General features: G+C 73.5%; 29 protein-coding genes and 2 pseudogenes. 12 read left to right on the top strand and 19 right to left on the bottom strand.

Features of this window, described 5'->3' with window-relative positions; translation table 11 throughout:
- Positions 1-82 precede the first annotated feature (82 nt).
- The gene (locus tag D1J60_RS16895; protein ID WP_125821661.1) at positions 83-1,444 is read right to left on the bottom strand and encodes an aspartate aminotransferase family protein; all 1,362 of its coding nucleotides are present in this window, start codon (positions 1,442-1,444) and stop codon (positions 83-85) included.
- A 581-nt stretch (positions 1,445-2,025) separates the two neighbouring features.
- On the opposite strand from D1J60_RS16895, the gene D1J60_RS16890 reads away from it, so the two are divergent.
- Positions 2,026-2,454 carry an ATP-binding protein gene (locus D1J60_RS16890; protein ID WP_125821660.1) on the top strand — a complete coding sequence of 143 codons (429 nt, stop codon included), beginning with the start codon at positions 2,026-2,028 and terminating at the stop codon, positions 2,452-2,454.
- A 72-nt stretch (positions 2,455-2,526) separates the two neighbouring features.
- On the opposite strand, the gene D1J60_RS16885 is transcribed toward D1J60_RS16890, so the two are convergent.
- The gene (locus D1J60_RS16885) at positions 2,527-3,393 is read right to left on the bottom strand and encodes a SigB/SigF/SigG family RNA polymerase sigma factor (protein WP_125821659.1); all 867 of its coding nucleotides are present in this window, start codon (positions 3,391-3,393) and stop codon (positions 2,527-2,529) included.
- A 231-nt stretch (positions 3,394-3,624) separates the two neighbouring features.
- On the opposite strand from D1J60_RS16885, the gene D1J60_RS16880 reads away from it, so the two are divergent.
- Entirely contained in the window at positions 3,625-4,017 is a 393-nt protein-coding gene (locus tag D1J60_RS16880) for a TOBE domain-containing protein (RefSeq protein WP_125821658.1), read from the top strand.
- A gap of 141 nt (positions 4,018-4,158) precedes the next feature.
- Here the strand turns inward: D1J60_RS16880 and D1J60_RS16875 are convergent, their stop codons facing one another.
- Together D1J60_RS16875 and D1J60_RS16870 are read right to left on the bottom strand one after the other, a co-directional pair.
- Positions 4,159-4,791: a hypothetical protein gene (locus D1J60_RS16875; protein WP_125821657.1), complete on the bottom strand. Its 633-nt coding sequence runs from the start codon at positions 4,789-4,791 to the stop codon at positions 4,159-4,161.
- 30 nt (positions 4,792-4,821) lie between these two features.
- Positions 4,822-5,454 carry a TetR/AcrR family transcriptional regulator gene (locus tag D1J60_RS16870; protein ID WP_125821656.1) on the bottom strand — a complete coding sequence of 211 codons (633 nt, stop codon included), beginning with the start codon at positions 5,452-5,454 and terminating at the stop codon, positions 4,822-4,824.
- A gap of 96 nt (positions 5,455-5,550) precedes the next feature.
- Between D1J60_RS16870 and D1J60_RS16865 the strand changes: the two genes are divergently transcribed.
- A complete protein-coding gene (locus D1J60_RS16865) occupies positions 5,551-6,594 on the top strand; it encodes an aldo/keto reductase (RefSeq protein ID WP_125597795.1) in 1,044 nt (347 codons plus the stop codon).
- Between the two features lie 140 nt (positions 6,595-6,734).
- On the opposite strand, the gene D1J60_RS16860 is transcribed toward D1J60_RS16865, so the two are convergent.
- Entirely contained in the window at positions 6,735-7,373 is a 639-nt protein-coding gene (locus tag D1J60_RS16860; RefSeq protein ID WP_125821655.1) for a TetR/AcrR family transcriptional regulator, read from the bottom strand.
- A gap of 109 nt (positions 7,374-7,482) precedes the next feature.
- On the opposite strand from D1J60_RS16860, the gene D1J60_RS16855 reads away from it, so the two are divergent.
- Complete coding sequence (locus tag D1J60_RS16855) at positions 7,483-8,433, top strand: alpha/beta hydrolase (protein ID WP_125597862.1); 951 nt, start codon at positions 7,483-7,485, stop codon at positions 8,431-8,433.
- Here D1J60_RS16855 and D1J60_RS16850 read toward each other — a convergent pair.
- Entirely contained in the window at positions 8,414-9,373 is a 960-nt protein-coding gene (locus D1J60_RS16850; protein WP_125821654.1) for a helix-turn-helix domain-containing protein, read from the bottom strand. The genes D1J60_RS16855 and D1J60_RS16850 overlap by 20 nt on opposite strands.
- A 105-nt stretch (positions 9,374-9,478) precedes the next feature.
- On the opposite strand from D1J60_RS16850, the gene D1J60_RS16845 reads away from it, so the two are divergent.
- Positions 9,479-10,072 carry an MBL fold metallo-hydrolase gene (locus tag D1J60_RS16845; protein ID WP_125821653.1) on the top strand — a complete coding sequence of 198 codons (594 nt, stop codon included), beginning with the start codon at positions 9,479-9,481 and terminating at the stop codon, positions 10,070-10,072.
- 20 nt (positions 10,073-10,092) lie between these two features.
- Here the strand turns inward: D1J60_RS16845 and D1J60_RS16840 are convergent, their stop codons facing one another.
- Together D1J60_RS16840 and D1J60_RS16835 are read right to left on the bottom strand one after the other, a co-directional pair.
- Positions 10,093-10,365: a hypothetical protein gene (locus D1J60_RS16840; RefSeq protein WP_206436532.1), complete on the bottom strand. Its 273-nt coding sequence runs from the start codon at positions 10,363-10,365 to the stop codon at positions 10,093-10,095.
- The gene (locus tag D1J60_RS16835; protein WP_125597807.1) at positions 10,365-10,775 is read right to left on the bottom strand and encodes a VOC family protein; all 411 of its coding nucleotides are present in this window, start codon (positions 10,773-10,775) and stop codon (positions 10,365-10,367) included. Before D1J60_RS16835 ends, D1J60_RS16840 begins: the two co-directional genes overlap by 1 nt.
- 165 nt (positions 10,776-10,940) lie before the next feature.
- Between D1J60_RS16835 and D1J60_RS16830 the strand changes: the two genes are divergently transcribed.
- The gene (locus D1J60_RS16830) at positions 10,941-11,804 is read left to right on the top strand and encodes a hypothetical protein (protein ID WP_125821652.1); all 864 of its coding nucleotides are present in this window, start codon (positions 10,941-10,943) and stop codon (positions 11,802-11,804) included.
- On the opposite strand, the pseudogene D1J60_RS16825 reads toward D1J60_RS16830, so the two are convergent.
- A pseudogene (locus D1J60_RS16825) lies at positions 11,783-12,681 on the bottom strand (alkene reductase); the annotation flags it as partial. The gene D1J60_RS16830 and the pseudogene D1J60_RS16825 overlap by 22 nt on opposite strands.
- A 208-nt stretch (positions 12,682-12,889) precedes the next feature.
- On the opposite strand from D1J60_RS16825, the gene D1J60_RS16820 reads away from it, so the two are divergent.
- Positions 12,890-13,090 (top strand): antitoxin, encoded by a 201-nt coding sequence (locus tag D1J60_RS16820; protein WP_125597819.1) that lies wholly within the window; start codon positions 12,890-12,892, stop codon positions 13,088-13,090.
- Here the strand turns inward: D1J60_RS16820 and D1J60_RS16815 are convergent.
- The 6 genes from D1J60_RS16815 to D1J60_RS16790 all read right to left on the bottom strand — a co-directional run bounded on the left by D1J60_RS16815 (position 13,032) and on the right by D1J60_RS16790 (position 16,837).
- Positions 13,032-13,910, bottom strand: coding sequence for an alpha/beta hydrolase (locus D1J60_RS16815; RefSeq protein WP_125821651.1), 879 nt, complete (start codon positions 13,908-13,910; stop codon positions 13,032-13,034). The two genes, D1J60_RS16820 and D1J60_RS16815, sit on opposite strands and share 59 nt — an antisense overlap.
- Complete coding sequence (locus tag D1J60_RS16810; protein ID WP_125821650.1) at positions 13,907-14,368, bottom strand: pyridoxamine 5'-phosphate oxidase family protein; 462 nt, start codon at positions 14,366-14,368, stop codon at positions 13,907-13,909. Before D1J60_RS16810 ends, D1J60_RS16815 begins: the two co-directional genes overlap by 4 nt.
- Before the next feature lie 111 nt (positions 14,369-14,479).
- Positions 14,480-15,286: a VOC family protein gene (locus tag D1J60_RS16805; protein ID WP_125821649.1), complete on the bottom strand. Its 807-nt coding sequence runs from the start codon at positions 15,284-15,286 to the stop codon at positions 14,480-14,482.
- A 118-nt stretch (positions 15,287-15,404) separates the two neighbouring features.
- Positions 15,405-15,848, bottom strand: coding sequence for a DUF2267 domain-containing protein (locus D1J60_RS16800; protein ID WP_125821648.1), 444 nt, complete (start codon positions 15,846-15,848; stop codon positions 15,405-15,407).
- Positions 15,849-15,894: 46 nt separating this feature from the next.
- Positions 15,895-16,290 (bottom strand): DUF2267 domain-containing protein, encoded by a 396-nt coding sequence (locus D1J60_RS16795; protein ID WP_125597834.1) that lies wholly within the window; start codon positions 16,288-16,290, stop codon positions 15,895-15,897.
- 112 nt (positions 16,291-16,402) lie between these two features.
- Positions 16,403-16,837 carry an Hsp20/alpha crystallin family protein gene (locus D1J60_RS16790; RefSeq protein WP_125821647.1) on the bottom strand — a complete coding sequence of 145 codons (435 nt, stop codon included), beginning with the start codon at positions 16,835-16,837 and terminating at the stop codon, positions 16,403-16,405.
- Positions 16,838-16,965: 128 nt separating this feature from the next.
- Between D1J60_RS16790 and D1J60_RS16785 the strand changes: the two genes are divergently transcribed.
- Positions 16,966-17,628, top strand: coding sequence for an HSP18 transcriptional regulator (locus D1J60_RS16785; protein WP_125821646.1), 663 nt, complete (start codon positions 16,966-16,968; stop codon positions 17,626-17,628).
- A 111-nt stretch (positions 17,629-17,739) separates the two neighbouring features.
- Here the strand turns inward: D1J60_RS16785 and D1J60_RS16780 are convergent, their stop codons facing one another.
- The gene (locus D1J60_RS16780; protein ID WP_125821645.1) at positions 17,740-18,078 is read right to left on the bottom strand and encodes a MerR family transcriptional regulator; all 339 of its coding nucleotides are present in this window, start codon (positions 18,076-18,078) and stop codon (positions 17,740-17,742) included.
- Between the two features lie 697 nt (positions 18,079-18,775).
- Here D1J60_RS16780 and D1J60_RS16775 point away from each other — a divergent pair.
- Positions 18,776-19,135, top strand: coding sequence for a hypothetical protein (locus tag D1J60_RS16775; RefSeq protein WP_125597847.1), 360 nt, complete (start codon positions 18,776-18,778; stop codon positions 19,133-19,135).
- Positions 19,136-19,249: 114 nt separating this feature from the next.
- On the opposite strand, the pseudogene D1J60_RS16770 reads toward D1J60_RS16775, so the two are convergent.
- Positions 19,250-19,618 (bottom strand): annotated as a pseudogene (locus D1J60_RS16770) (helicase-related protein); the annotation flags it as partial.
- Between the two features lie 243 nt (positions 19,619-19,861).
- Positions 19,862-20,065, bottom strand: a complete 204-nt coding sequence (locus D1J60_RS16765) for a cold-shock protein (RefSeq protein ID WP_125821644.1) — start codon at positions 20,063-20,065, stop codon at positions 19,862-19,864.
- 453 nt (positions 20,066-20,518) lie between these two features.
- Between D1J60_RS16765 and D1J60_RS16760 the strand changes: the two genes are divergently transcribed.
- The 3 genes from D1J60_RS16760 to D1J60_RS16750 all read left to right on the top strand — a co-directional run bounded on the left by D1J60_RS16760 (position 20,519) and on the right by D1J60_RS16750 (position 21,777).
- A complete protein-coding gene (locus D1J60_RS16760) occupies positions 20,519-20,749 on the top strand; it encodes a zf-HC2 domain-containing protein (protein ID WP_125821643.1) in 231 nt (76 codons plus the stop codon).
- Positions 20,750-20,872: 123 nt separating this feature from the next.
- Entirely contained in the window at positions 20,873-21,547 is a 675-nt protein-coding gene (locus tag D1J60_RS16755; protein WP_125821642.1) for a sigma-70 family RNA polymerase sigma factor, read from the top strand.
- Complete coding sequence (locus tag D1J60_RS16750) at positions 21,544-21,777, top strand: zf-HC2 domain-containing protein (protein WP_125821641.1); 234 nt, start codon at positions 21,544-21,546, stop codon at positions 21,775-21,777. Before D1J60_RS16755 ends, D1J60_RS16750 begins: the two co-directional genes overlap by 4 nt.
- A 36-nt stretch (positions 21,778-21,813) precedes the next feature.
- On the opposite strand, the gene D1J60_RS16745 is transcribed toward D1J60_RS16750, so the two are convergent.
- Positions 21,814-22,320 carry a DM13 domain-containing protein gene (locus D1J60_RS16745; RefSeq protein WP_125821640.1) on the bottom strand — a complete coding sequence of 169 codons (507 nt, stop codon included), beginning with the start codon at positions 22,318-22,320 and terminating at the stop codon, positions 21,814-21,816.
- Between the last annotated feature and the right edge of the window lie 32 nt (positions 22,321-22,352).

Genomic DNA, 22,352 nt, shown 5'->3' with positions numbered 1-22,352 from the left:
CCATGTGTACGGCGGGTTGACCACCGCCCGGAACATCCGAACACCAGCACCCACGGATTGGGCGACCCCACAAGCACGCAGGTCAGGACATGTGCGCATCCGTGACGGTCAGGGCCTCGTCGAGGATCGCCAGCCCCTTGGCCACGTCGTCGTCCGAGATGTTGCAGGGCGGGGCGACGTGGATGCGGTTGCCGGCGAGGAGCGGCCACAGCCCGCCCTTCTTCAGGGCCGCGCCGAAGGCGCCCATCGGGGCGTTGTCGGCGCCCGAGGCGTTGTACGGGACCAGCGGCTCGCGCGTCCGAGGGTCCTTCACGAGCTCCAGGGCCCAGAAGGTGCCCATGCCGCGGACCTCCCCGACGGACGGGTGGCGCTCCGCGATGGCGCGCAGACCGGGGCCCAGCAGCTCGGCGCCGGTGCGCGCGGACTGCTCGACGATTCCCTCCTCGGCCATGGTGTTGACCGTGGCGACGGCGGCGGCACAGGCGAGCACGTGCCCGGAGTACGTCAGTCCGCCCGGATAGGGCCGGCGGGCGAAGGTCTCGGCGATGGCGGCGGAGATGGCGACGCCGCCGAGCGGCACGTATCCGCTGGTGATGCCCTTGGCGAAGCAGAGGAGGTCGGGGGTGACGTCCCAGTGGTCGGCGGCGAACCAGGCGCCGGTGCGGCCGAAGCCGACCATGACCTCGTCCAGGATGAAGACGATGCCGTAGCGGTCGCAGAGCTCGCGCACGCCCTTCAGGTAGCCGGCCGGGGGTACGAGCACGCCAGGGGCGCCGCCGACGGTCTCCAGGATGATCGCGGCGATGGACTGCGGCCCCTCGAAGACGATCGTGTCCTCCAGGTGGCGCAGCGCCCGCTCGCACTCCTCCTGCTCGGTGGTCGCGTGGAAGGGCGAGCGGTAGAGGAACGGGCCCCAGAAGTGGACGACGCCGGCCGTGGCGCCGTCGTTGCCGAAGCGGCGGGCGTCACCGGTGAGGTTGATCGCGGTGGTGGTCGCCCCGTGGTACGAGCGGTACGCGGACATCACCTTGGGCCGGCCGGTGTGCAGCCGGGCCATGCGGACGGCGTTCTCCACCGCCTCGGCGCCGGCGTTGGTGAAGAAGATCTTGTCGAGGTCGCCGGGGGTGCGCTCGGCGATGAGGCGCGCGGCCTCGGAGCGGACGTCGACGGCGAAGCCGGGCGCGAGCGTGCAGAGCTTCGCCGCCTGCTCCGCGATGGCGGTGGCCACCCTGGGGTGCTGGTAGCCGATGTTGGTGTAGACGAGCGCGCTGGAGAAGTCGAGGTAGCGGTTGCCGTCGTAGTCCCAGAAGTACGAGCCCTCGGCACCGGCCACGGCGAGCGGGTCGATGAGCTCCTGAGCCGACCACGAATGGAAAACGTGGTTCCGGTCTGCTTCTTTGACTGCGTCTTTCACGGCCGCGAGGGCGTCGGCTTCTGCGTTCATATATCGAGGGTAGTTGTCCAGGATGTGGACGCCGGGGTGCCTCGGGTACGACACCCCGCGCGGGCGACTTGACGGATCGCGGGGCGGCTCCTCGACTGGTCCGGACCACGCGCATAGCGTCCGTCGGACCGGCCGCTCCACGGGGGAGAACGGCGGAAAACCCGAGGTGGGAGCCCTTTGCGGCCCCACGTGGCGCGTCGGGGGCGGCCCCGGGCCGCCCCCGGCGCGCCCCCGGGCCGGCGTCCGTCAGCCGGCCCGTCAGCTGCCCCGCCAGCCGTCCGTCCGTCGCCCGGTCCGCGATCCGTCCACTGTCCTGGCCGCGGTCCGTCCGCCGTCCGGTCCGCCCTCCGTCCGCCGTCCTGGCCGTGTCCCGCTCCCGTCGGCCCTCCGAGCGGTTGTCGTCCCGCCGTCGGGGCCGCTTCGAGCCCGCCCCCCGGACCGCCGCGCCGCGACCCTTCATGGCCGCGCGTCACGCTCCCGGCGCCGACTCGGCAGTAGCGTGGGGGCGGCGCGGGATTTGTCCGTCCCGGCCGGGGGTAGGTGCGGCGCTGGGGGGTGTGGTGTCGGAGACGGGAGAGCCTGTGGCGGAGCAGACGCGGCGGCTGGTCCTGGGCGGCGCCACGGCAGGGGTCGTGGCCCGGTGCCGGGACTTCACCCGGCGTGCCCTGACCGACTGGCTCTGGCCCGAGGGGTCGGAGGCCGAGGAGGACCTGCTCCTGCTGGTCTCCGAGGTGGTCACCAACGCCTGCCTGCACGCGGGCGGCCCCCGCGAGCTGGTGCTGCGGCACGGCCTCGGGCTGATGCGGGTCGAGGTGAGCGACGACAGCCCCGAGGTGCCGGTGCGCCGGGCGATGCGGGACCGCTCCCGGCCGGGCGGCCACGGGCTGGTGCTGCTGGAGCGCCTCGCGAAGAACTGGGGCTCCGTGCCGGCGGCGGACGGCCGGCCCGGCAAGACGGTCTGGCTCGAGGTGACGGCCCCCGAACCGCCCACCGGGCCCCCACGCCCCTGACCCCGGCCCCACCCCTCCCGCCCGGGCCCCCGAGCCGCCCGGGCCCCCCGGTCCGGTCCCGAGCCGCGCGGCCTACGACTCGGTGAGGAGGCCGCCGCGCAGCCGGGTCAGGGTGCGGTTCAGCAGGCGTGAGACGTGCATCTGGGACAGGCCCAGCCGGGCCCCGATCTCGGACTGGGTCAGCTCCTGCCCGAACCGCAGCGACAGCAGCTCCCGCTCCCGCTCGGGCAGCACGGCCAGCATGGGCTTGAGGGACTCCAGGCACTCGATCCGGTCGTACGCGAGCTCCTCCTCGCCGAGCGAGGCCCGCTCGGCGGCGGGGTCGCGCTCCGAGTCCTCCTGCACGGGTGCGTCCAGGGAGCGCGCGGAGTACGCGCTGGCCGCCTTGCGGCCTTCGCTGAACTCCTCCGGCGTGACGTCCAGCTGCTGCGCCATCTCGGCGTCGGTGGGCTCGCGGCCGAGGTCCTGCTCCAGTGCGTCGTGGGCCTTCGCGCTGTCGATCCGCAGCTCCTGGAGCCGACGGGGCACCTTCACGGCCCAGCTGGTGTCGCGGAAGAACCGCTTGATCTCCCCGCTGATCGTCGGCATCGCGAAGGTGGTGAACTCCACCCCGCGCTCGGGGTCGAAGCGGTTGATGGCCTTGATCAGTCCGATCGTGCCGACCTGGACGATGTCCTCCATCGGCTCGCTGCGGCCGCGGAACCGGCGGGCGGCGTACTTCACCAGACTGAGGTTCAGCTCGACCAGGGTGTTGCGCACGTACGAGTAGTCGGCCGTCCCCTCGTCCAGTTCGGCGAGCCGGTGGAACAGGGTCGTGCTGAGGGCCCTGGCCTCCAGGGTGGCCGCGTCCCCGCGGCCGGTCTGGTCCGCGCGCTCGGTGCTGTCGGCGCCGTCTTCGCGGTCCGCGGGGCGGGTGTGGTCGCGCTCGGTACGGTCCATCGCTCTGCGCTCCTCCGACGGCGGGCCCCGGGTCGCGGGCCGAGGTCATGCGTTGAGGTGGTCACCGTCCAGATGGATATACCCGCCCTTATGGGTCGATACCCGTACTTTCTCCCTACCGATGTTTCACGTGAAACCGTTCCGAGGCCGAAACCCCTGGTCAGGGGGGCGGCCGCGGCCCGGCGCCGCCCTGATCGCCGCCTGGGCCCGGCACCGCCTACGCTGCGCTGCATGGAGTCCTACACCATCGGCCAGGCAGCGCGGCTGCTCGGCGTCAGCAGCGACACCGCCCGCCGCTGGGCGGACGCCGAGCGCTTCCCCACCCGGCGGGAGGGCAACCGCAGGATCGTCGACGGGCCCGCCCTGGCGGCGTTCTGCGTCGAGGTGGCCCAGGAGGCGGGGGAGGACGAGGAGGCTCCGTACACCAGCGCCCGCAACGCCTTCCCCGGCATCGTGACGGGCATCAAGCTGGGCTCGGTCAGCGCGCAGGTGGAGATCCAGGCGGGCCCGCACCGGGTGGTCTCCCTGCTGACCCGTGAGGCGGTGGAGGAGCTGGGCCTGGAGGTCGGCATGCGCGCCACCGCCCGGGTGAAGTCCACCAGCGTCTTCGTCGACCGCACCTGACCCCGACCCGGGCCGTTGCCCGACCCGGGCCCTCGCCCGACCCCGGCCGGCGTACGAGCCCGGCCGGCGTATGGTGCCGGCCGCCGTGCGACCAGGCCGTCGTGCGTGCCCGCCGCGGCCCGGCACGGCCCGGCCCCGGCCTCAGTGCGGCAGGCCGACCAGCCCCCAGCCCCGGGCGGCGGCGCCCCTGACGACCTCGCCCCACTCGCGCATCAGCGCGGTGGCCCCGTCGAAGGTGTCGTGCCATCCCGACCAGCCGAAGTCCGCGGCGGCGACGGGGCCGCGCAGTTCCGTCAGCCGGGGCCCGGCCTCCTGCCAGGCGCGGGCGAGCGCCGGCACCTCGTCCGGCGTCCGGCCCAGCAGCAGCCGCGGGCGCCACGGCTCGGGGTCGTCCGGGAAGCCGCGCAGGGCCGGCGGGTCCTCGGCGTCGGGGTCCTCGTCGTAGTCGGGGCCGTCCCACACCAGGCCGCCGAGGAAGACGTCGAGGCTGTCCCGCAGTCCGGGCTCCACGGAGCCCCGGACGGCCTGCCAGAGCTCGGCCAGCCAGAAGTGCCAGGCGTAGGTGCCGGTCGTCCCGGCGAACCGGTACTCGGCGCACCACGGGACCCCGAGCGGCGAGGCCCAGCCGCTCCGGACGGCCCGGTCGGCCTCTTCGCAGGCCTCGCAGCAGAAGTAGGGGTGCACGGCGTCGGTCAGGGCGTCCAGGCGCCCGTCGGACGGTATCCGGGCGAGGTGTTCCCAGTCGGCCGCGACCACGGTGATGTCCAGTCCCATCGCCGCAGGCTAACAACCCCCCTCCGACGGCTACGGGGTCCGTACGAAGACCCCCGCGCGGGCCGCCGCCACGGCCGCCGCCGCCGCGCGCCGGGCCGCGTCCTCGTCCAGCGGGGCGTCCGTGGTCAGCAGCCGGTAGTACAGCGGGGCGGAGACGGCACGGACCACCTCGGCGGCGTCGGTCCCCGCGGGCAGCTCGCCCCGCTCGACCGCCTCCCGCACGCAGGGCGCCCACTCCGCGACCCGGACCTCGTAGAACCGGTGCAGTGCCTCGGCGGTCCGGGCGTCCCCCGTGGCCGCGGCGATGACGGCCCTGAAGAGGGGGCCCTGGCGCGGGTCGGACAGGGTGCGCCGGACGAGCCGGGCGTTGGCCAGCAGGTCCTCCTCCAGCGAGCCCGTCTCGGTGCGCGGCAGTGACTGCTCCGCCATGTCCGTGAGCAGGTCGGCGACCAGGCCCGCCACGGTGCCCCAGCGCCGGTAGACGGTGGTCTTGCCGACCTCGGCCCGCCGGGCCACCTCGGCGAGGTCCAGCCCGTGGAAGCCCTGCTCGGCCAGCATGTCCCCGGCCGCCTCCAGTACGGCGGCCCGCACCCGGGCGGTCCGGCCCCCGGGGCGCACGGTCCCCGGCTCGGTGCCTTCCGGGGCGTCACTCGGCGAAGTCATAACGGGTCTCCGGTTCCATTAGTGGTGATCGGCTGTTACGTTGGGACCACCTTAAAGGGTCTGCGGTTCCATTACCGCTCACAGGAGGAGTCCGTCATGGAGTACAGGCAGCTCGGCGCGTCCGGTCTCAAGGTCCCCGCCCTCGGCTTCGGAGCCGGCACCTTCGGCGGCCGGGGCCCCCTCTTCGGCGCCTGGGGCAGCACGGACGCCCAGGAGGCGCGGCGGCTGGTGGACATCTGCCTGGACGCCGGCATCACCCTGTTCGACACCGCCGACGTCTACTCGGCGGGAGCCTCCGAGGAGGTCCTCGGGCAGGCGGTCAAGGGCCGCCGCGACGAGGTGCTCATCTCCACCAAGGCGGGCCTGCCCACCGGCGACGGCCCCGGCGAGTACGGCACCTCCCGCTCCCGGCTGATCCGGGCCGTCGAGGACGCCCTGCGCCGGCTCGGCACCGACCGCATCGACCTCTTCCAGCTGCACGGCTTCGACGCCGCCACCCCCGTCGAGGAAGTGCTGTCCACCCTCGACCAGCTCGTCCGGTCCGGCAAGGTCCGCTACACCGGCGTCTCCAACTTCTCCGGCTGGCAGCTGATGAAGTCCCTCTCGGCCGCCGAGAAGCACGGCTTCCCCCGCTACGCGGCCCACCAGGTGTACTACTCCCTCGTCGGGCGGGACTACGAGTGGGAGCTGATGCCCCTCGGCCACGACCAGGGCGTCGGCGCGATCGTGTGGAGCCCCCTGGGCTGGGGGCGGCTCACCGGCAAGGTCCGCCGCGGCCTGCCGCTGCCGGCCGGGAGCCGGCTGCACGAGACCGCCGACTACGGCCCGCCGGTGGAGGAGGAGCGCCTCTACGACGTGGTCGACGCCCTCGACGAGGTCGCGCGGGAGACGGGCCGGACCGTCCCGCAGGTCGCCATCAACTGGCTGCTGCGCCGCCCCACCGTCTCCACCGTCCTCATCGGGGCCCGCAGCGAGGAGCAGCTGCGGCAGAACATCGGGGCGGTCGGGTGGGAGCTGACCCCCGCGCAGGTGGCCCGGCTGGACGCCGCCGGCCACCGGCCCGCCCCCTACCCGTACTTCCCGTACGAGCGCCAGGAGGGCTTCGCGCGCCTCAACCCGTCGCTGCTGGCCCGGAGCTGACGGCCCTCCGGTCGAAGAGGGGCACCGCCGCACCGGCCGAAGCCCCGAGGGCTCCCGTACGAGCGCCTTCGCCCGGCACCCTCCACGGCGAGCCGTCGCGCTCGCCGGCCGCCCGTGCCGCGCGGACCCCCGGGAGTCGGTCACCCGGCCGGCCGCAGGGGCCCCGCCTCGGCGGGCGGCGGGGTGAAGATCCGGTCCAGGTGGTGGCGCAGCACCGCCACGGCCGAGTCGGGTCCGCGCTGGCCCACCAGGATGCTGGTCCCGAGGGTGCCCGCCATGGCCAGCAGGCCGATGGCCTCCGTGCGCGCGTCGATGTCCGGGCCGGTCAGGCCGGCCTCCCGGGCCTGTGCGAGCAGCCCGGCCAGGGCGTCCTCGGCGGCGTCGGGGTTGTCGATGAACGGCTGTGCGGCGAGCGCCTCGTCCGTCACGGACAGGATCGCGTACGAGGTGTAGAGCAGGTGGAAGGTGCGGCCCTCCTCGTCGGTGGGCAGGGACGCCAGCAGCAGCGCCTCGGCCGTGGCGCGCGGGCCCGGGGCGGGTCCGGCGGCGGCGAGGCGGGCGCCGACCCGCGCGGTGAAGCGGTCGGTGAGGTGCTGCAGCCCGTAGAGGAGCAGCTTCTCCTTGGTCTCGAAGTAGTACTGCACGAGCCGGAGCGAGACCCCGGCCTCGGCGGCGACGTCGCGCATGCCGACGGCGTGCAGCCCGCGCCGTCCGGCGACCCGGACGAGTGCCTCGGCGATCTGGCCGCGCCGTTCCTCGTGGTCAACGCGCTTGGGCATGTCCTGGTGTCTCCGTCCGTCGCCCTGCCCCCGTCTTGATGGTACCGCTGTACCAACAACGTGGTACGTTCGTATCACGAAGAATGGATCTTCCCAGGAGGTGCCCGCCGTGCCCGAGACCGCCGCGACCCAGAGCACGACCCGCGTACGCCGCCGCGACGTCGGGCGCTACGTCAACGACACCCTGCGCGACCGCTACTTCGCCGCCGCCGACGTCCTCTTCGCGATGGGTGCGCCCGTCCGCTCCGAGACGGACGTGGAGACCAGCTTCGGCACCACCCACGTCTACCGGTACGGTCCCGCCGATCCCGCCGCCGAGTCACGGACCCCGATCGTCCTGATCCACGGCGCCGGCTACGGCTCGGCGATGTGGTACCCCAACACCCCCGGGCTCAGCCTCGACCGCCCCGTCTACGCACTCGACACCCCCGGCGACGCGAACCGCAGCGTCCACCGCGAGCCCATGTGGCAGCCCGAGCGCGCCGCGCAGTGGATGGACGAGGCCCTCGACGCGCTCGGCCTCGACCGGGTCCACCTCGTCGGCTCCTCCTACGGCGGCTGGCTCGTGCTCAACCAGGCCCACCTGCGGCCGGGACGGCTCGCCTCCGTCACCGCCCTCGACCCCGGCGGCCTGGAGAAGGTCGGCCTGCGCTTCTTCGGCTGGGTGTTCCTGAGCCTGTTCGCCACCTTCGCCCCCAGGGCGCTGCGTCCCCGGCTCGCCACGTGGCTGGACCAGCCCGTCCTCGCCGTCCCCGAGATGCGCCCCTGGATCCAGCTCGGCGCCCGCGCCTACCGGATCCGCCGCCCCGCGCCCCTGCCGCTGACCGAGGACGAGCTGCGGACCATCCGGACCCCGCTCTACGTGATCATGGGCAAGCACAGCCTGCTCGTGCACCCGAAGCGGCAGCTGGAGCGCGTCCCCCGGCTGGTCCCCGGTGCCCGCGCCGAGATCGTCGCCGCGACCGGCCACGGCCCGCAGATCGACCACCCCGACGTGGTCAACGCCCGGATGCTCTCCTTCATGGAGGACGTCGACTCCCTCACCGCGCCGCGCGGCTGAACGCCCTGCGGTACGAGCGCGGCGGCACCCCGCGCCGCCGTACGAACTGCTCGCGCAGGACCGCCGCGCTCCCGAAGCCGACCAGCCGGGCGATCTCCTCGACCGGCAGGTCGGTGGTCTCCAGCAGCTCCTCGGCACGGCTGATCCGCAGCCCCAGCAGCCAGGCGTGCGGGGTGGTGCCGGTCGAGGCCGCGAAGCGGCGGGCGAAGGACCGCCGGCTCATCAGGGCCCGGCGGGCCAGCTCGGCCACCGGCAGCGGCTCGGCCAGGTGCTCCCGCGCCCACGCCAGCACCTCGGCCAGCTTCTCGTCCCGGCAGTCCTCCGGCACCGGCGTCGCCAGGTACTGGGCCTGCCCGCCGTCGCGGTGCGAGGGCAGCACCAGGTCCCGGGCTATCGCGTTGGCCGTGGCGGCCCCGTACTCCCGCCGCAGCAGGTGCAGGCACAGGTCGAAGCCGGCGGCGGCGCCCGCGCCCGTCACGACCGCCCCCTGGTCCACGTACAGGGAGTCCGGTTCGACGCGGACCCGCGGATGGCGCTCGGCCAGCAGCCCGGCGAACCGCCAGTGCGTGGTGGCCCGGAGCCCGTCCAGCAGCCCGGCCGCCGCGAGCGCGAACGCCCCCACGCAGTGCGCCGCCACCAGCGCGCCCCGCCCCCGCGCGGCGGCGAGGGCCTCCAGCACGGCGGGGGGCGGCGGCGTACGGAAGTCCGCCCAGGGCAGGGCGATCACCAGGTCGGCGGCGGCCAGCCGGTCCAGGCCGTGCTCCACCATCAGCGGCAGCCCGACATCGCTGCGCACCGCCCCGGGCCGGTCCGTGCAGAGGGCGAAGTCGAAGCGGGGCAGGCCCTGCCCGCGCTCGTCGAACACCTCGGAGACGATTCCCGCCCCCAGCATCCCGACACCGGCGGGGGCGTACGCGGCGACGGACACGAAGGGCGGCATGCGCGCAGTCTGACACGCGGCCGTCCGGCCGGGTGGCACGATTCCCGCGATCAGTGGCAGTACGGCCACTCGTGAAGGGGCCCGCCACACCGAAGACTTGGGGACATGACGAACGCACCGCTCGGCGCCACCGCCCGCTTCCGCATCCTGACCACCGGCTACACCCTCTCCACCGGCCCCGGCGTGGCCGCCACCGTCTCCTACGTCACCGACGGCGACCGCCACGTGATCGTGGACCCCGGCATGGTCGCCGGCCGCGACCGGATCCTCGGCCCGCTCGCCGAGATGGGCCTCGGTCCCGACGACATCACCGACGTGGTGCTCAGCCACCACCACCCCGACAACACCATGAACGTCGGCCTCTTCGGCCACGCCCGCGTCCACGACCACAAGGCGATCTACGAGAACGACCAGTGGACCGACCGCGACGCCGAGGGCCACGAACTGGCCCCCTCGCTCCGGCTGATCCGCACCCCCGGCCACAGCCGCGAGGACATCACGCTGCTCGCCGGCACGGACGAGGGGGTCGTCGCCTTCGTCGGCGACCTGTGGTGGCGCCCCAACGGCCCGGTCGACGACCCGGTCGCCCCGGACCACGACGTCCTGCGGGCCTCCCGGGAGCGGGTTCTCGCGGCCGCGGACGTGATCGTCCCCGGCCACGGCCCCGCCTTCCCGGCGGACGACACCGCGCCGCTCTAGAACATGGCCGCCCGGAGGTGTCAGCCCGTCGCGGCCACGGCCGGCCCGCGCACGGCCGTCCCGCCCACGGCCGCCCGGCGCGCGGTCACGTAGGCGTGCGGGGAGCTGCCGTAGGCGAGCTCGAACTCGCGGCCGAGCTGACCGGCCGCCATGCCCGCGGCCCGCGCGAGGGCCAGGACGTCCAGCGGCCGCGCGTACTCCCGGTCGAGCCGGTCACGCACCCGGCGCAGCCGTACGAGCGTCCTCAGGTGCTGCGCCTCGGTGAGCGCGCGCGCCCACCCGGGGCGGCACATCAGCGCCGTTCCTGGATCCGGACCAGGTTCCCCGCCGGGTCGCGGAACGCGCAGTCCCGCACGCCGTACGGCTGGTCGGTCGGCTCCTGGACCACCTCGGCGTCGGCGGCCTGCACCTTCTCGAACGTCCCGTCCAGGTCGGGCGTGGCCAGCAGGATCCAGCCGTAGGTGCCCTTGGCCATCATCTCCAGGATGGTCCGGCGCTCGGCCTCGGTGATGCCGGGGTCGACGGCCGGCGGCGCCAGCAGGATCGACGTACCGGGCTGGCCGACCGGGCCGACGGTGATCCAGCGCATCTTGCCCTGCCCGACGTCGCTGCGGACCTCGAAGCCGAGGACGTCGCGGTAGAACGCCACCGAGGCGTCCGGGTCGTCGTGCGGGAGGGCCGTGGTGTGAATGGTGATGTCCATGCCCGCCACGTTAGTTGCGGGCTCCGGAGGGCGCTTCTCGAATCCTGACCGGTTCGGATCCCCCGCCCGGGGCCCCGTGACCCGCGTCACATCCGGATGGCCGGTGACGTGTCCGGGGCCCCCTCGTTGCCGTTCGTAAAGGATCACGTTGCGGAGGGCCGGGCAGTGAGCGGACAGCGGACGAGGACGAGCGGGCGGCATCCGGTCCTGGACGACGCCGAGGACGTACGGGCCGCCGCGGGCGCACTCGCGGACGGCTGCGCGGTGGCCCACGGGTTCGGGAACTCCTACGCCGTCACCGCGCGCGCCGACCGGGCCGCCGTCGAGCGGGTCAACCGGATCAAGGGCCGCCCCGACGGGCGGGCCGGCAGCGTCACCACCGTCCCCGAGCGGGTCCCGTCGCTCTTCGACTGGACCCTGCTCCCCGCGGCCCTGCCGCGCCGGCAGCTCCGCCAGCTCGTCGAAGAGCTGTTCCTGCTCGGCCCCTTCGGCTTCCGGGGCCCGGCCGCCGCGCACGTGCCGCGGCACCTGACGGTCCTCCGGGACGGGGTCGAGACCGTGCGCCTGATCGGCCCGGGCTACCGCTGCCCGTCCAACGGCTTCCTCGCCGAGGCGCTGGACCGCACCGGGGACGGCCTGCTGTCCGTCACCTCGGTGAACCGCTCCCGGCACCTGACCGGCGCCGAGCACGAGCCGGCCCACTGGCGCGCCGAGGGCGTGATCGCCGACTTCGGCCAGGAGGAGGGCGTCAGGATCCTCGTGCACGACGACGAGCCCGCCGCGCGCCGCCGCCACCCGCACCACGCCCCGATGCCGGCCACCGTGCTGTCGTTCCACCACGCGCCCGGCCGCGGCCGCTCGGGCCTGCCCGTCCTCACCCTCGAACGGCACGGCTCCCTCTCGGCGGACCACACCCGGGCCGTCGCGGCCAACCACGGCTTCGCCGTCGTCCCCTCACCCCGGGCGGCCCGCCGCCTGCACTCCCGTACGTACGCGGACCGACGGGCTCAGGCCGACAGCGCGGGGTAGTCGGTGTACCCGTCCGCGCCGCCCACGTACATCAGGCCCTCCTCCCGCAGGGGGTTCAGGGCGGCGTCGGCGCGCAGCCGCTCCACCAGGTCGGGGTTGGCGAGGAAGGCGTGGCCGAGGCAGACCAGGTCGGCGCCGGCCGCGAGCAGCCGCTCGGCCTCGTGGCGGCCGCCGTCGGCGGGCAGCGGGCCCGGCCACGGCAGCGCCGGGTTCGCGATCAGCGTGCCCGCCCACTGCTTGCGGATGCGCTGGAAGAGGGGCTGGTCCGGGTCGGCGAAGACGACGTGCAGATAGGCCGGGCCGGTGTCGGAGAGGGCGTCGACGAGCGCCGGATACACCTCCTCGGGGTCGTCCTCGTGCATGCCGTTCGCGGTCACCCCGGGGGTGACGCGCAGGCCCACCCGCTCCGGTCCGACCGCGGCGGCGACCGCCTCGACGACCTCCCGCACGAAGCGGGTGCGGCCCTCACCGAGCCGCCGTAGCCGTCGGTGCGGTGGTTGGTCCCGGAGGCCAGGAACTGGTGCAGCAGGTAGCCGTTGCCGCCGTGCACCTCCACCCCGGCGAACCCGGCGTCGATGGCCCGGCGCGCCGCGGCGGCGAAGTCGGCCACGGTGGAGCGGATCTCGGCGGGGGCCATCTCGCGCGGCACCACCGTGGGCCGGTGCCCGCCCGGGGTGTGGATCGTGCCGGGCAGCGCGACCGGCGAGGGCGCGACGGGCGACAGGCCGCCGCTGTTGTCGGGGTGGCCGATCCGGCCGCCGTGCTGGATCTGGAGGAACATCCGCCCGCCGGCGGCGCCCACCGCCTCCGTGACGCGCCGCCAGCCCGCGACGTGCGCGTCGTTGTGGATCGCGGAGATGTCCGGGTACGTGGATCCCCTTCGGCGACGCCCCGCCGGTCGACTACGGCTTCTTCTGGCCGACGGCCGGCGAGAGCGCCCGCCTGCGCGCCTTCGTCGAGACGGTGTGCGGGCTCGGGGGCCCCGACCTGCCCTGACGCCTCCGGGGTGCGGCCGGCGGGGAAGACGCGGATGCTGGTGGTGCCGGCCGTGCTCAGGGCGGGCCGGCATCCGCGAGGAGGAACCCATGTCGATGCTCGACAAGCTCAAGGGCATGCTGAAGGGCCACGAGGACACCGCGCGTCAGGGGGTCGAGAAGGCGGGCGACGCCTTCGACGCGAGGACCGGGAACAAGTACCAGAGCCAGGTCGACATGGCCCAGCAGAAGCTCAACGAGCAGCTGGGAACCGACCGGCCCCAGGAGAACCCGCCGCCGCCGCAGGGCTGAGGCCCCCCAGGAATCGGCGGAGGGCCGCCAGCAGGACGTCCGGCCGTTCGAGGTGGACGTCGTGCCCCGTCCCCGGGACGCTCAGTGCGACCGTCCGCGGCCGCAGCCGGAGCATCTCGCCGATCTCTTCGGGCGCGATGATGCCGCACTGGCCGAGCACGGCCAGGGTCGGGCAGCGCACCTGCGACCACTCGTCCCAGAAGGCCCGCCGGGCGTTCTCCGCGAGCGACGCGACCATCACGTCGCGCTCGAAGCGCGGCCACCAGCCGCCGTCGCGCTCCTCCAGGCCGGCCGCCCAGCCCTCGCCGGCCGGGCCGCCGCCGAGGAACCCGACGGCGGCCTCCCGCGAGGGAAACGGCGCGGGCCAGGAATCGAGCCATCCGCCGATCTCCGCCTGTACGCCGACGCCGGGCCCGCCGGGCCCGGCTTCCACCAGGACGAGCCCGCGGAAGAGCCCGGGGTGCGCGGCGGCGGCGAGCATGGCGGTGTGGCCGCCCAGCGACTGGCCGACCAGCACCGGCTCCCGCAGGCCGAGCCGCTCGCACACGGCGACGGTGTCCTCGACGTACGCGGCCCGGGACACGTCCTGCGGCCGCCGCTCGGAGGCGCCGTGGCCGCGCTGGTCCACGGCCACCACGCGGTGACGCGGGCTCAGCTCCCGCGCGACGGCGTCCCATTCGCCCGCGTGCCCGGCCAGCCCGTGCAGCAGGAGGACGTCCGGCCCCGGGCGGTCCCGGTCACCGCGGTCACCGGGGTCGCCCCAGTCGCGGCAGGAGAGCCGGACCCCGTCGCGCAGGACGACGCGCTCCGACCAGCTCACGCGGGGCCCTCCAGCCACCGGCCGTCACGCATCAGGTCGCGGCCGCGCAGCTCGTTGGCCTCCCGCCAGGCCTGGATCCGGTGCGGCCGGACGAGGAAGTACTGGTAGGCGTCGAGGTCGCGCGGGTCGAAGCCGGTCTTGGCGGCGAACCTCTCCCCGGTCCCCGGGGGCAGTGCGTCGAGGCCGACCGGCTCGGCGGTGCCCTCGACCATGACGACGTCCCGCGTCGGCCCGAGGCCGAGCCGTACCCGGCCGTCGGCCAGCAGGTTGCGACCGGTCACCGAGGCGCGCGGGGTCGACACGAGGAACGCCGTACCGTCCCAGAGGAACGACAGCGGCACCAGGTGCGCACCGCCCGCCGCACCCGCGGAGGCGAGCCACAGGTCGGCGTCCTCCTCGAACCGCTTGCGCGTGTCCCGTAGCCTCTCGTCACGTTCACGCGGCGGCGCGGTGGTCATGGCTTCCTCCGTCAAGTCAACTCGGCCCAGGGCGGGTTCAGGGTACGGTCCCCGCTGCCGCGACCGCCCGGCGTACCCGACGGGAGCAGGCTGAGCCGGTGCCCGGGACGGTCAGGAGGTGGGCCAGGGGGTGGTCGGTGAGTCGTCGAGGGTGAAGAGCGCCCCGTCCGGATCCCGTACGGTCACCTGCCCGTCCCCGTCGGGCCAGGGGCCGCCCGTGACGACGGTGCCGCCGTGTTCGACCGCGGAGGCGGTGGCGGCCTGGAGGTCGCGGACGCGGAAGTGGACCAGCCAGCGCGGCCGCAGGTGGGGCTTGGAAGCGGCCTCCTCCACCGGCCCGCTGTTCAGGCGCGCCACCGCCTCGCCCCCGTAGCGCAGGACGACCTGGTCGTGCTCGTACGAGATGTCGCAGCAGCCGCGGTCGCTGTCGAGGCTCCACTCCAGGACCTCCCCGTAGAAGAGCGCCGCGGCGAAGGCGTCCTGGCTGTGGAGCTCCAGCCAGGCCGGCGCCGTGCCGGAACCGATCCGCCACTCGGCGAGCACCCGGCCCTCCCAGATTCCGAAGGCCGCCCCCTCGCGGTCCAGCGCCAGCGCCGCCCGCCCGCGCGGGGGGTAGGCGACCGGGCCGACGCCGACGGTGCCGCCCCGCTCGCGGATGCGCGCCACCGCCCCGTCGGCGTCGTCGACGGCGAAGTACGGGGTCCACGCCACGGGTACGGCCAGTTCCCGGGCCACCTCGGCGATGCCGGCCACGGCCACCCCGTCGGTCTCGGCGACCGAGAAGGCCCGCCCGAACGACCCGCGCCGGAACGTCCAGCCGAGAACCGCGCGGTAGAAGGCCTCGGAGGCGGCCAGGTCCCGCGCCGCCAGACTGATCCAGCACGGCGCACCCGAGAACTCCGCCGGCACCAGGGCCATGGTCTCCTCCTTCAGTCCCGGACGACGCGGAGCGGCAGCGGAACGGCATCCCGCGCCGCGGCCCGGCGCCTGCCCGCGGAGCCGCGGCCCATGCGTGTCGGTGGCGGAGCGGGAGGCGTCAGGCGGCCCGCTGGGGCTGCCTGAGCTCTGCCTGGCCGAAGAGGAGCGCGTAGCCGTCGGGAAGCTGCCGGAGGATCCGGGCGAGGAGGTCGGGACCGGTGAGCCGGGTCACGACGCCGAGGACGGCGCCGGTGTCCCAGCGGGCGATGGCCGGGCTGGTGGCGCCCCGGGTGGCCATGTCCTTGATGAAGGCCCAGCCCGTGAGCCGTTCGGTGTCGGGGACCTGAGCGGTCAGGGCGCGGGCGGCCTCGACGGGCAGGCACCGCGCGAGGTCGACGCGTTCGTCCCCGACGAGCTGTCGTCCGAGGGCGGCGAGGACGGTACGGACGGCTTCCTCGGCGCGTTCACGGGTGGGATACGCGCCTTCGTAGCGCACGCGTTCCAGCATGTGCTCGAACGTCATGGCGGGCTGGGCCGGGTTCGCTCGATGCCGGTCGAACATGGTGGTGCGGTTGCCTTTCTCTTCGAGGGTCGGTCCTCGGCCGGCGTCAGGTGGGCTGGGGGTGGCCGAAGAGGAGGTCGTAGCCGGGCGGGAGCTGGAGCAGGGCTTCGCGGGTGAGGACGTCCCCGGCCGCCGCGGCCACGGTGGACAGGACGGCGCCGATGTCCCACAGGGCCGTCTTCTCGGTGGCGCCCTCGATCCAGGCCGCGGTCGCGCGGACGAAGCGTTCGGGCGAGAGCGGCTCGGCGGCCTGGAGGGGGTTGAGGAGGATCAGGGCGTAGGTCTCGGGAAGGCGGGCGGCGAGTGAGGCCCGTACGGCTCCGACCAGGTGGGCGCCCAGCAGGGCCAGGACGACGCGGGCCGCCCGTTCGGCTTCCTCCCGGGTCTCGTACTCGCCGCGCTCCTGGACGTGGTCCAGGAAGGCTTCCCTGCGCATCGACATCTCACGTCACCTCCAGGGGAGGGCGGAAGGGGGAGGGCGCGGAGGACCGGGTACCGGAGGGGGATCGGGTTCCCCGTCCTCCGCCGCTGGTGCCGGGTGGCTTGCGGGCCGGTCAGCCGGAGATCTGCTTGCGGCCGGACTCCCCGCCGATGGCGATCTTGCGCGGCTTGGCGCGCTCGGCGATCGGGATCCGCAGGGTGAGGACGCCCGCGTCGTAGTCGGCTTCGATGTGCTCGGTGTCGAGGGTGTCGGCCAGCATGACCTGGCGGGAGAAGACGCCGAGGGGCCGCTCGGAGAGCTCCATCTGCACGCCGTCGGACTTCTCCGCGGGCCGGCGCTCGGCCTTCACCGTCAGCATGTTCCGCTCGACGTCGATGTCGATCGCCTCGGTGCTCACACCGGGGAGGTCGAAGGCGATCACGTACGCGTCACCCTGACGGTAGGCGTCCATCGGCATCACGGACGGCTTCGACCACGTGCCCGACGAGCCCGAGAGCTGCTGGACGATGCGGTCCATCTCGCGGAACGGGTCGGTGCGCATCAGCATCGCGAAACACCTCCAGTTGGTTCAGGCAGGAACTGCCCATGCGCTTCAACGTGCTCCCGTTGTAACATGTCATCGAAACGATGACAAGCAAGAAGTCATCTGGAGGATGACAGATCACGGAGACCGTCATGAACGAGGCCGCAGAGCCGACCGCACCCGTCACCTTCCTGGCCGCCGCCGCGGCACTGGAGACCATCAACCAGGCCGTCCGGGAAGCGCAGCAGGCCTCCACGGGCACATCGGCGGCGCCGCCGGCGGCGGGCGAGGGCCCCCACCCGGCGCTGGCCGCCCTGCTGATGCTGCGCGAGGTCCGCGAGCAGCTGGGAGGCTGGGAAACCGGCCTGATCGAAACCGCCCGCAGCGAGGGCGCCAGCTGGGCCGACCTCGCCGGCCCCCTCGGTGTCGCCAGCCGCCAGGCCGCCGAGCGCCGCTACCTGCGTCTGCGGCCGGGGAAGGCCGGGAGCACGGGCGAGGAGCGCGTCCAGGCCACCCGCGACGCCCGCGCCGCCGACCGCAGCGTGGACGCCTGGGCCCGCGACAACGCCGCCGACCTGCGCCGGCTCGCCGGCCAGGTCACCGCGCTCACCGGCCTCGCCGACGACGCCGAGCGCGCCATCGGCGACCTGAACCAGGCCCTCGCGCACAACGACACGGCCCGCCTCGTCGGCCCCCTGGCCGGCACCCGCGCCCACCTGCGGCCGGAGGACGCCGAGCTGGCCGAGCGCATCGACGCCATGACCCGGCACGCCGACCGGCTCCGCCGGGACACCCGCGGTCAGCGCGGCACGTGACCCGTCCCCCCGGCGTCCGGAGGGGGCACGTTCGTGGCGGGGGTGGTGTGCTGCCCGACCGGACGCGTCCGCCGACCGCCTCGCGGTCGGCCGTGGGCGGGCGTGCTCGCCTCAGGCCTGCTGCGGGGGCGTGCCGGCTTCGGCGGCGCGGCGGTACTCGGCGTTGATGCGCTGGGCCTCTTCGAGCTGGTCCTCGAGGATGATGATGCGGCAGGCGGCCTCGATCGGGGTGCCCTGGTCGACGAGTTCGCGGGCGCGGGCCGCGATGCGGAGCTGGTAGCGGGAGTAGCGGCGGTGACCGCCCTCGGAGCGCAGCGGAGTGATCAGGCGGGCCTCGCCGATGGCGCGGAGGAAGCCCTGCGTGGTGCCGATCATCTCGGCGGCGCGGCCCATGGTGTAGGCGGGGTAGTCGTCGTCGTCGAGACGGTCGTACGAGTCGTCAGCTGTCATTTGCACCTCTCCGTGAAACGCATAGAGGGGCCCTGGTGCCAGTACTGGCACCAGGGCCCTGAAGGAACTACTACACCACCTGCCGGCCCTGATGAAGCGCCGGCCTTCTGTGTCCGCACACCCGGCCCGGTGACTGCCGTCGGTGCGGGGATCGCAGCTGCTTGACCGAAGACCACCTCGCTATCGATGTCCTGCGGTACCCGGACTCGAAACTTCCGCCCGGGCGATCCTGATGGCGCCGCGTTCCTCCGTTCTTTCCTCGCTGATCAACTTCTTGCCCTGCGAATACTGCGTACTGCTGGTGCTGCGTACTGCTCTCGGAGCCCCCTGATCACTGCGGGTCTCCCGGTCCGGCCGCCAGTTTCGTCACCGTCCTGCGAAAGCCATGGCTTCGAAACTCCGCCGCCGCACCGTCCTGCTCACTGCGACTGCTTGTACTGCTTGCCGGCAGTTCGTCTCTGCCAGGCCTTGTTGCCTCTGCTGGTTACGGAAGAAAACATAACCCAGCGAGGCGCCGATGTCTACTGCGGCCAACATAGATTTTCCTGCCTCGGCCGAGCAGGTGAGCGCTCCCGGTGCGGAGTGCGCAGTGGTCGCGCAGGCGCGGGGCCCCCTGCACCCGCGCGCCCCCGGTCGTCCTTCCCGCCTGGCGGGACGGCCTGTGGCCGGGGTGGGGCGCCCCGTAGGATCGGGTCTCATGTCGAAGATTGACGAGCTGCTCGTTGACGTCGCCAGGCTGGTGGAGTCCGGGCAGAGCAACCAGATGTCCCTGACCGTCGTGACGGGGGGCGCCGTCATCACAGGTCGGCTGGCACCCGAAGCGGTGTGGCGGCAGCGGGTCTCGGAGGTCCTGGCGGACTCCGACCGGCTGGCCGAGTTCTCCGCCGTCTTCGCCACCGCGGCGGCGAAGGACGGGCCGCCCACGCACCTGCACTTCCACCTGGCGCGGATCCTCCAGGGCACGGTGGGGATCCCGGAGACAGGCGGGATGTACCGCGTCTCGATCGCGGACATCAGCGCCTGGACCATCGGCGACGTCAGCTACTCCGACCACTGACCCCGCCCCACCGCAGCAGTAACCCCGTCGATGCAGGAAAGGGCCCCCACCGGTACACGTGCCGGTGGGGGCCCTTTCGTCGGGTTCTGGCCCGTGTTGACGCGGGCGGCGCCGTCACGGACGGGAACGCCGCCGTGGGACCTGACCGCGCCGGCCGCGAGAAGCGGTGCCGCGGTCGCGCTGTCCGGTGAGCGGCGCGGTGATCTCCACGGGGATGCCGGAGGGGGTGCGGGCGCCCGTGATCCGTGCGAGCGCGCCCTCGCCGGAGCGGACCTGCGTGGTGTCGGGCACGATGCCGGCGGCCGTCATGAGGCGTGTCACGGCGCGGCGCTGGCCGGCGGTGACCAGGGTGACGACGCTGCCCGACGCGCCGGCTCGCGCGGTGCGGCCGCCGCGGTGGAGGTAGTCCTTGTGGTCCGTGGGCGGGTCCACGTTGACGACGAGGTCGAGCTGGTCGACGTGGATTCCGCGGGCCGCGACGTTCCTTTCGTGGTGCGGCACGTACCGAGAAATTCCGGCAGCGACTGAAAGGTGCGGAATTACGGGAACCAGCTGAATGGAACGAGAGCAGGGCGGTCCGGGCCTGGGGGTCGAAACCAACGGACGGGGCGGTGCTGAAATCGAGCCGCGGCTATTCGAGTGCGTGCGCCGGCCCTGGAAAAACGAATACAGCTGGGGCCCGCACCCCGAAGGATGCGGGCCCCAGCTGCGTATGACGCGTCAGAGTCAGGCGAGAACGATGTTCTCGGCCGTCGGGCCCTTCTGGCCCTGCGCGATGTCGAAGGAGACCTTCTGCCCCTCCTGGAGCTCGCGGAAGCCCTGGGCGGCGATGTTCGAGTAGTGGGCGAACACGTCAGGACCGCCGCCCTCCTGCTCGATGAAGCCGAAGCCCTTTTCCGCGTTGAACCACTTCACGGTGCCGGCAGCCATGTCATTCTCCTCGGGGCAGTGCAGCGGAATCCGCACCTTGCGAACGCCGTGTCGCCGCATTGATTCCCCATCCGGAAAACGACCGGAATGCAAAACGCCTCCGTGCGGCACGAGGCCGACGGGGCGCCTGGAAATTTCGGGTACCAAAACTGCAACTGGTTTCGACACTAGCACGCGGATGCAGTCCGTGCAGGCTGGCTTTTTTGTTCCCGTGTGTCGCCGCTAAAAACTCTCCCCGGGGTGCCGGTCAAAATCTCCGCCCGCGGACGCAGATATCGGGCACATCCACAATGCGGCGTTTTTCGACCGCCGGGCCGCAGCGCTTCCGGGGTGCCCGCCGCGGCCGCCGCCGCCGGGTTCGGCACCGTGACAGGAGCGTGATAGGTGTTGGCTCCTCACCGGGACGCGCCGCTGAGGAGCCGGCCGTCCGTCGCACGAGAACAGGCAGGTGTCATGAACTGCGCCGAGTTCGTTGAGCTGGTGACCGATTTCCTCGACGGCGCCATGGGTGAGCCGACCGAACTGCGTTGTCTCGTGCACCTGGCGCGGTGCGAGGGCTGCGAGACGTACCTCGACCAGTTCCGGCAGACCGTGGCGGCCGCGGGCGCGCGGTCCGGCCCGAGCCTGCCCGCTTCGGCGCGCGCTCAACTCCTGCGGACGTTCCGCACCTTGCCGCGCGGCTGATCCCGGCGACCGTCGGCGGTGGAGGTCCTCGCCGGGAGGTGAACGCACGCACCCCGTGGACGCCCGCGCTCGTCCCGCTGCCCTAGGCTGGCGCTTCCACTTGACGCCGGCGAGGAGAGACGAATGGCGGGCCCACGCGAACTGCCCACGGACGAGGTCCTGGTGCAGCGCCTCCGCTCCGGTGACGAGGAGACGTTCGCCCTGGTCCTGGACTCCTGGTCGGGCGGCATGCTCCGACTCGCCATGTCGTTCGTGTCGACCAGGGACTCCGCCGAGGAGGCCGTCCAGGACACCTGGCTGGCGGTCATCAGGGGCATCGACGGCTTCGAGGGCCGCGCCTCCCTGAAGACGTGGGTGTACCGGATCCTCGTCAACACCGCCAAGGCGCGCGGCACGAAGGAGAGCAGGACCGTCCCCTTCGCCAGCCTGCTGCCGCAGGAGGAGGAAGGGCCGACGGTCGACGCCGAGCGCTTCCGCGCCCCCGGCGAGCGGTACGCCGGCCACTGGGTCGCCGGGCAGGAACCGCGTCCCTGGGACATCCCCGAGGACCACGTGCTGCGCGGCGAGGTCCGCGAGGTGATCGCGGCGGCGATCGACGAGCTCCCGCCCCGCCTCCGTACCGTGATCACCCTGCGCGACGTCGCCGGGTACGGGTCCGACGAGGTGTGCGCGCTCCTTGAGATCTCCCCGGGGAACCAGCGCGTCCTGCTCCACCGGGGCAGGGCCCTGCTGCGCCGTAAGCTGGAGGCGTACTTGTCAGGTGCGCATGACGTCGCGAGCGGGAGGGGACACGCGTGAACTGCAACGACTTCGTGGAGCTGGTGACCGAGTTCCTCGACGGCGCGTTGCCCGAAGGGGACGAGCGGCGCTTCGTCGAGCACCTGGCGGAGTGCTCCGGGTGCGAGACCTACCTCGACCAGTTCCGTCAGACGATCGCCGCCACGGGCGAACTGACCCCGGACGGCATCTCGTCCGACGCCAGGCGGCACCTCCTCACCGCCTTCCGGGACTGGCAGCGAGAAGCCTGACGCTGCTTCGCGGGGCCCCCGCGCCGGCCGGATCCGTCAGGCGCGCTTGAGCTCGGCCGCGCCGAAGGAGACGCTGAAGCGCTCGCACCAGATGGTCACCGTGGAGAACGTGTTCAGGTCGGTGCCGGCGGGGATCGCGTAGTTCTGGTTGCCCTCGTTGCCCTTGAGGCCGCCGAGATCGATGTGCCTGCCGTCGTCGAGGTTGCCGCCGCCGCCCTTCCTGACCGGCTGGTCGCTGAGCCACACGTGGACGGCCGGACCGTCGGAGGTGCGCAGGTTCGTCAGGCGCAGGGTGGCCTTCCCGTCGGCGAGCTGCTGGACCTCGACCGAGCCGCTGGTCTCGTGCTCGTGCGAGACGAACGCACCGTTCGCCACCTGCTTGACCGTGCCCCCCTGCCGGCCGGCGGCCGCGGGAGGCGCCTCGTCCACACGGTCCGTGGTGAACAGCCTCCAGGGCTGGAAGAGGTACAGCCCGACGGCCGCCACGACGACGACCGCGGCAGTGGTGATCCAGAGGGCGCTGCGGCGCTTGCTACGGCACATGGGGGATTCCGTTTCTTCTCGGGTGTTCGTGG

Origin of the sequence: Streptomyces sp. W1SF4, assembly GCF_003950035.1 — a bacterium.
In the GTDB taxonomy this organism is placed as follows: Bacteria; Actinomycetota; Actinomycetes; order Streptomycetales; family Streptomycetaceae; genus Streptomyces; species Streptomyces racemochromogenes.
This window is presented reverse-complemented; position numbering and strand designations above follow the sequence as displayed.

What these genes read in the sequence shown, in the direction of transcription:
- D1J60_RS16805 (WP_125821649.1), bottom strand. Translation starts at nt 15,286, where the DNA reads ATGGCCCTGGTGCCGGCGGAGTTCTCGGGTGCGCCGTGCTGGATCAGT.
- D1J60_RS16810 (WP_125821650.1), bottom strand. Translation starts at nt 14,368, where the DNA reads ATGACCACCGCGCCGCCGCGTGAACGTGACGAGAGGCTACGGGACACG.
- D1J60_RS16745 (WP_125821640.1), bottom strand. Translation starts at nt 22,320, where the DNA reads ATGTGCCGTAGCAAGCGCCGCAGCGCCCTCTGGATCACCACTGCCGCG.
- D1J60_RS16755 (WP_125821642.1), top strand. Translation starts at nt 20,873, where the DNA reads ATGGCGGGCCCACGCGAACTGCCCACGGACGAGGTCCTGGTGCAGCGC.
- D1J60_RS16885 (WP_125821659.1), bottom strand. Translation starts at nt 3,393, where the DNA reads ATGGACCGTACCGAGCGCGACCACACCCGCCCCGCGGACCGCGAAGAC.
- D1J60_RS16845 (WP_125821653.1), top strand. Translation starts at nt 9,479, where the DNA reads ATGACGAACGCACCGCTCGGCGCCACCGCCCGCTTCCGCATCCTGACC.
- D1J60_RS16790 (WP_125821647.1), bottom strand. Translation starts at nt 16,837, where the DNA reads ATGCTGATGCGCACCGACCCGTTCCGCGAGATGGACCGCATCGTCCAG.
- D1J60_RS16785 (WP_125821646.1), top strand. Translation starts at nt 16,966, where the DNA reads ATGAACGAGGCCGCAGAGCCGACCGCACCCGTCACCTTCCTGGCCGCC.
- D1J60_RS16875 (WP_125821657.1), bottom strand. Translation starts at nt 4,791, where the DNA reads ATGGGACTGGACATCACCGTGGTCGCGGCCGACTGGGAACACCTCGCC.
- D1J60_RS16800 (WP_125821648.1), bottom strand. Translation starts at nt 15,848, where the DNA reads ATGTTCGACCGGCATCGAGCGAACCCGGCCCAGCCCGCCATGACGTTC.
- D1J60_RS16795 (WP_125597834.1), bottom strand. Translation starts at nt 16,290, where the DNA reads ATGTCGATGCGCAGGGAAGCCTTCCTGGACCACGTCCAGGAGCGCGGC.
- D1J60_RS16760 (WP_125821643.1), top strand. Translation starts at nt 20,519, where the DNA reads ATGAACTGCGCCGAGTTCGTTGAGCTGGTGACCGATTTCCTCGACGGC.
- D1J60_RS16775 (WP_125597847.1), top strand. Translation starts at nt 18,776, where the DNA reads ATGTCGAAGATTGACGAGCTGCTCGTTGACGTCGCCAGGCTGGTGGAG.
- D1J60_RS16895 (WP_125821661.1), bottom strand. Translation starts at nt 1,444, where the DNA reads ATGAACGCAGAAGCCGACGCCCTCGCGGCCGTGAAAGACGCAGTCAAA.
- D1J60_RS16820 (WP_125597819.1), top strand. Translation starts at nt 12,890, where the DNA reads ATGTCGATGCTCGACAAGCTCAAGGGCATGCTGAAGGGCCACGAGGAC.
- D1J60_RS16765 (WP_125821644.1), bottom strand. Translation starts at nt 20,065, where the DNA reads ATGGCTGCCGGCACCGTGAAGTGGTTCAACGCGGAAAAGGGCTTCGGC.
- D1J60_RS16865 (WP_125597795.1), top strand. Translation starts at nt 5,551, where the DNA reads ATGGAGTACAGGCAGCTCGGCGCGTCCGGTCTCAAGGTCCCCGCCCTC.
- D1J60_RS16870 (WP_125821656.1), bottom strand. Translation starts at nt 5,454, where the DNA reads ATGACTTCGCCGAGTGACGCCCCGGAAGGCACCGAGCCGGGGACCGTG.
- D1J60_RS16860 (WP_125821655.1), bottom strand. Translation starts at nt 7,373, where the DNA reads ATGCCCAAGCGCGTTGACCACGAGGAACGGCGCGGCCAGATCGCCGAG.
- D1J60_RS16840 (WP_206436532.1), bottom strand. Translation starts at nt 10,365, where the DNA reads ATGTGCCGCCCCGGGTGGGCGCGCGCGCTCACCGAGGCGCAGCACCTG.
- D1J60_RS16835 (WP_125597807.1), bottom strand. Translation starts at nt 10,775, where the DNA reads ATGGACATCACCATTCACACCACGGCCCTCCCGCACGACGACCCGGAC.
- D1J60_RS16880 (WP_125821658.1), top strand. Translation starts at nt 3,625, where the DNA reads ATGGAGTCCTACACCATCGGCCAGGCAGCGCGGCTGCTCGGCGTCAGC.
- D1J60_RS16850 (WP_125821654.1), bottom strand. Translation starts at nt 9,373, where the DNA reads ATGCCGCCCTTCGTGTCCGTCGCCGCGTACGCCCCCGCCGGTGTCGGG.
- D1J60_RS16780 (WP_125821645.1), bottom strand. Translation starts at nt 18,078, where the DNA reads ATGACAGCTGACGACTCGTACGACCGTCTCGACGACGACGACTACCCC.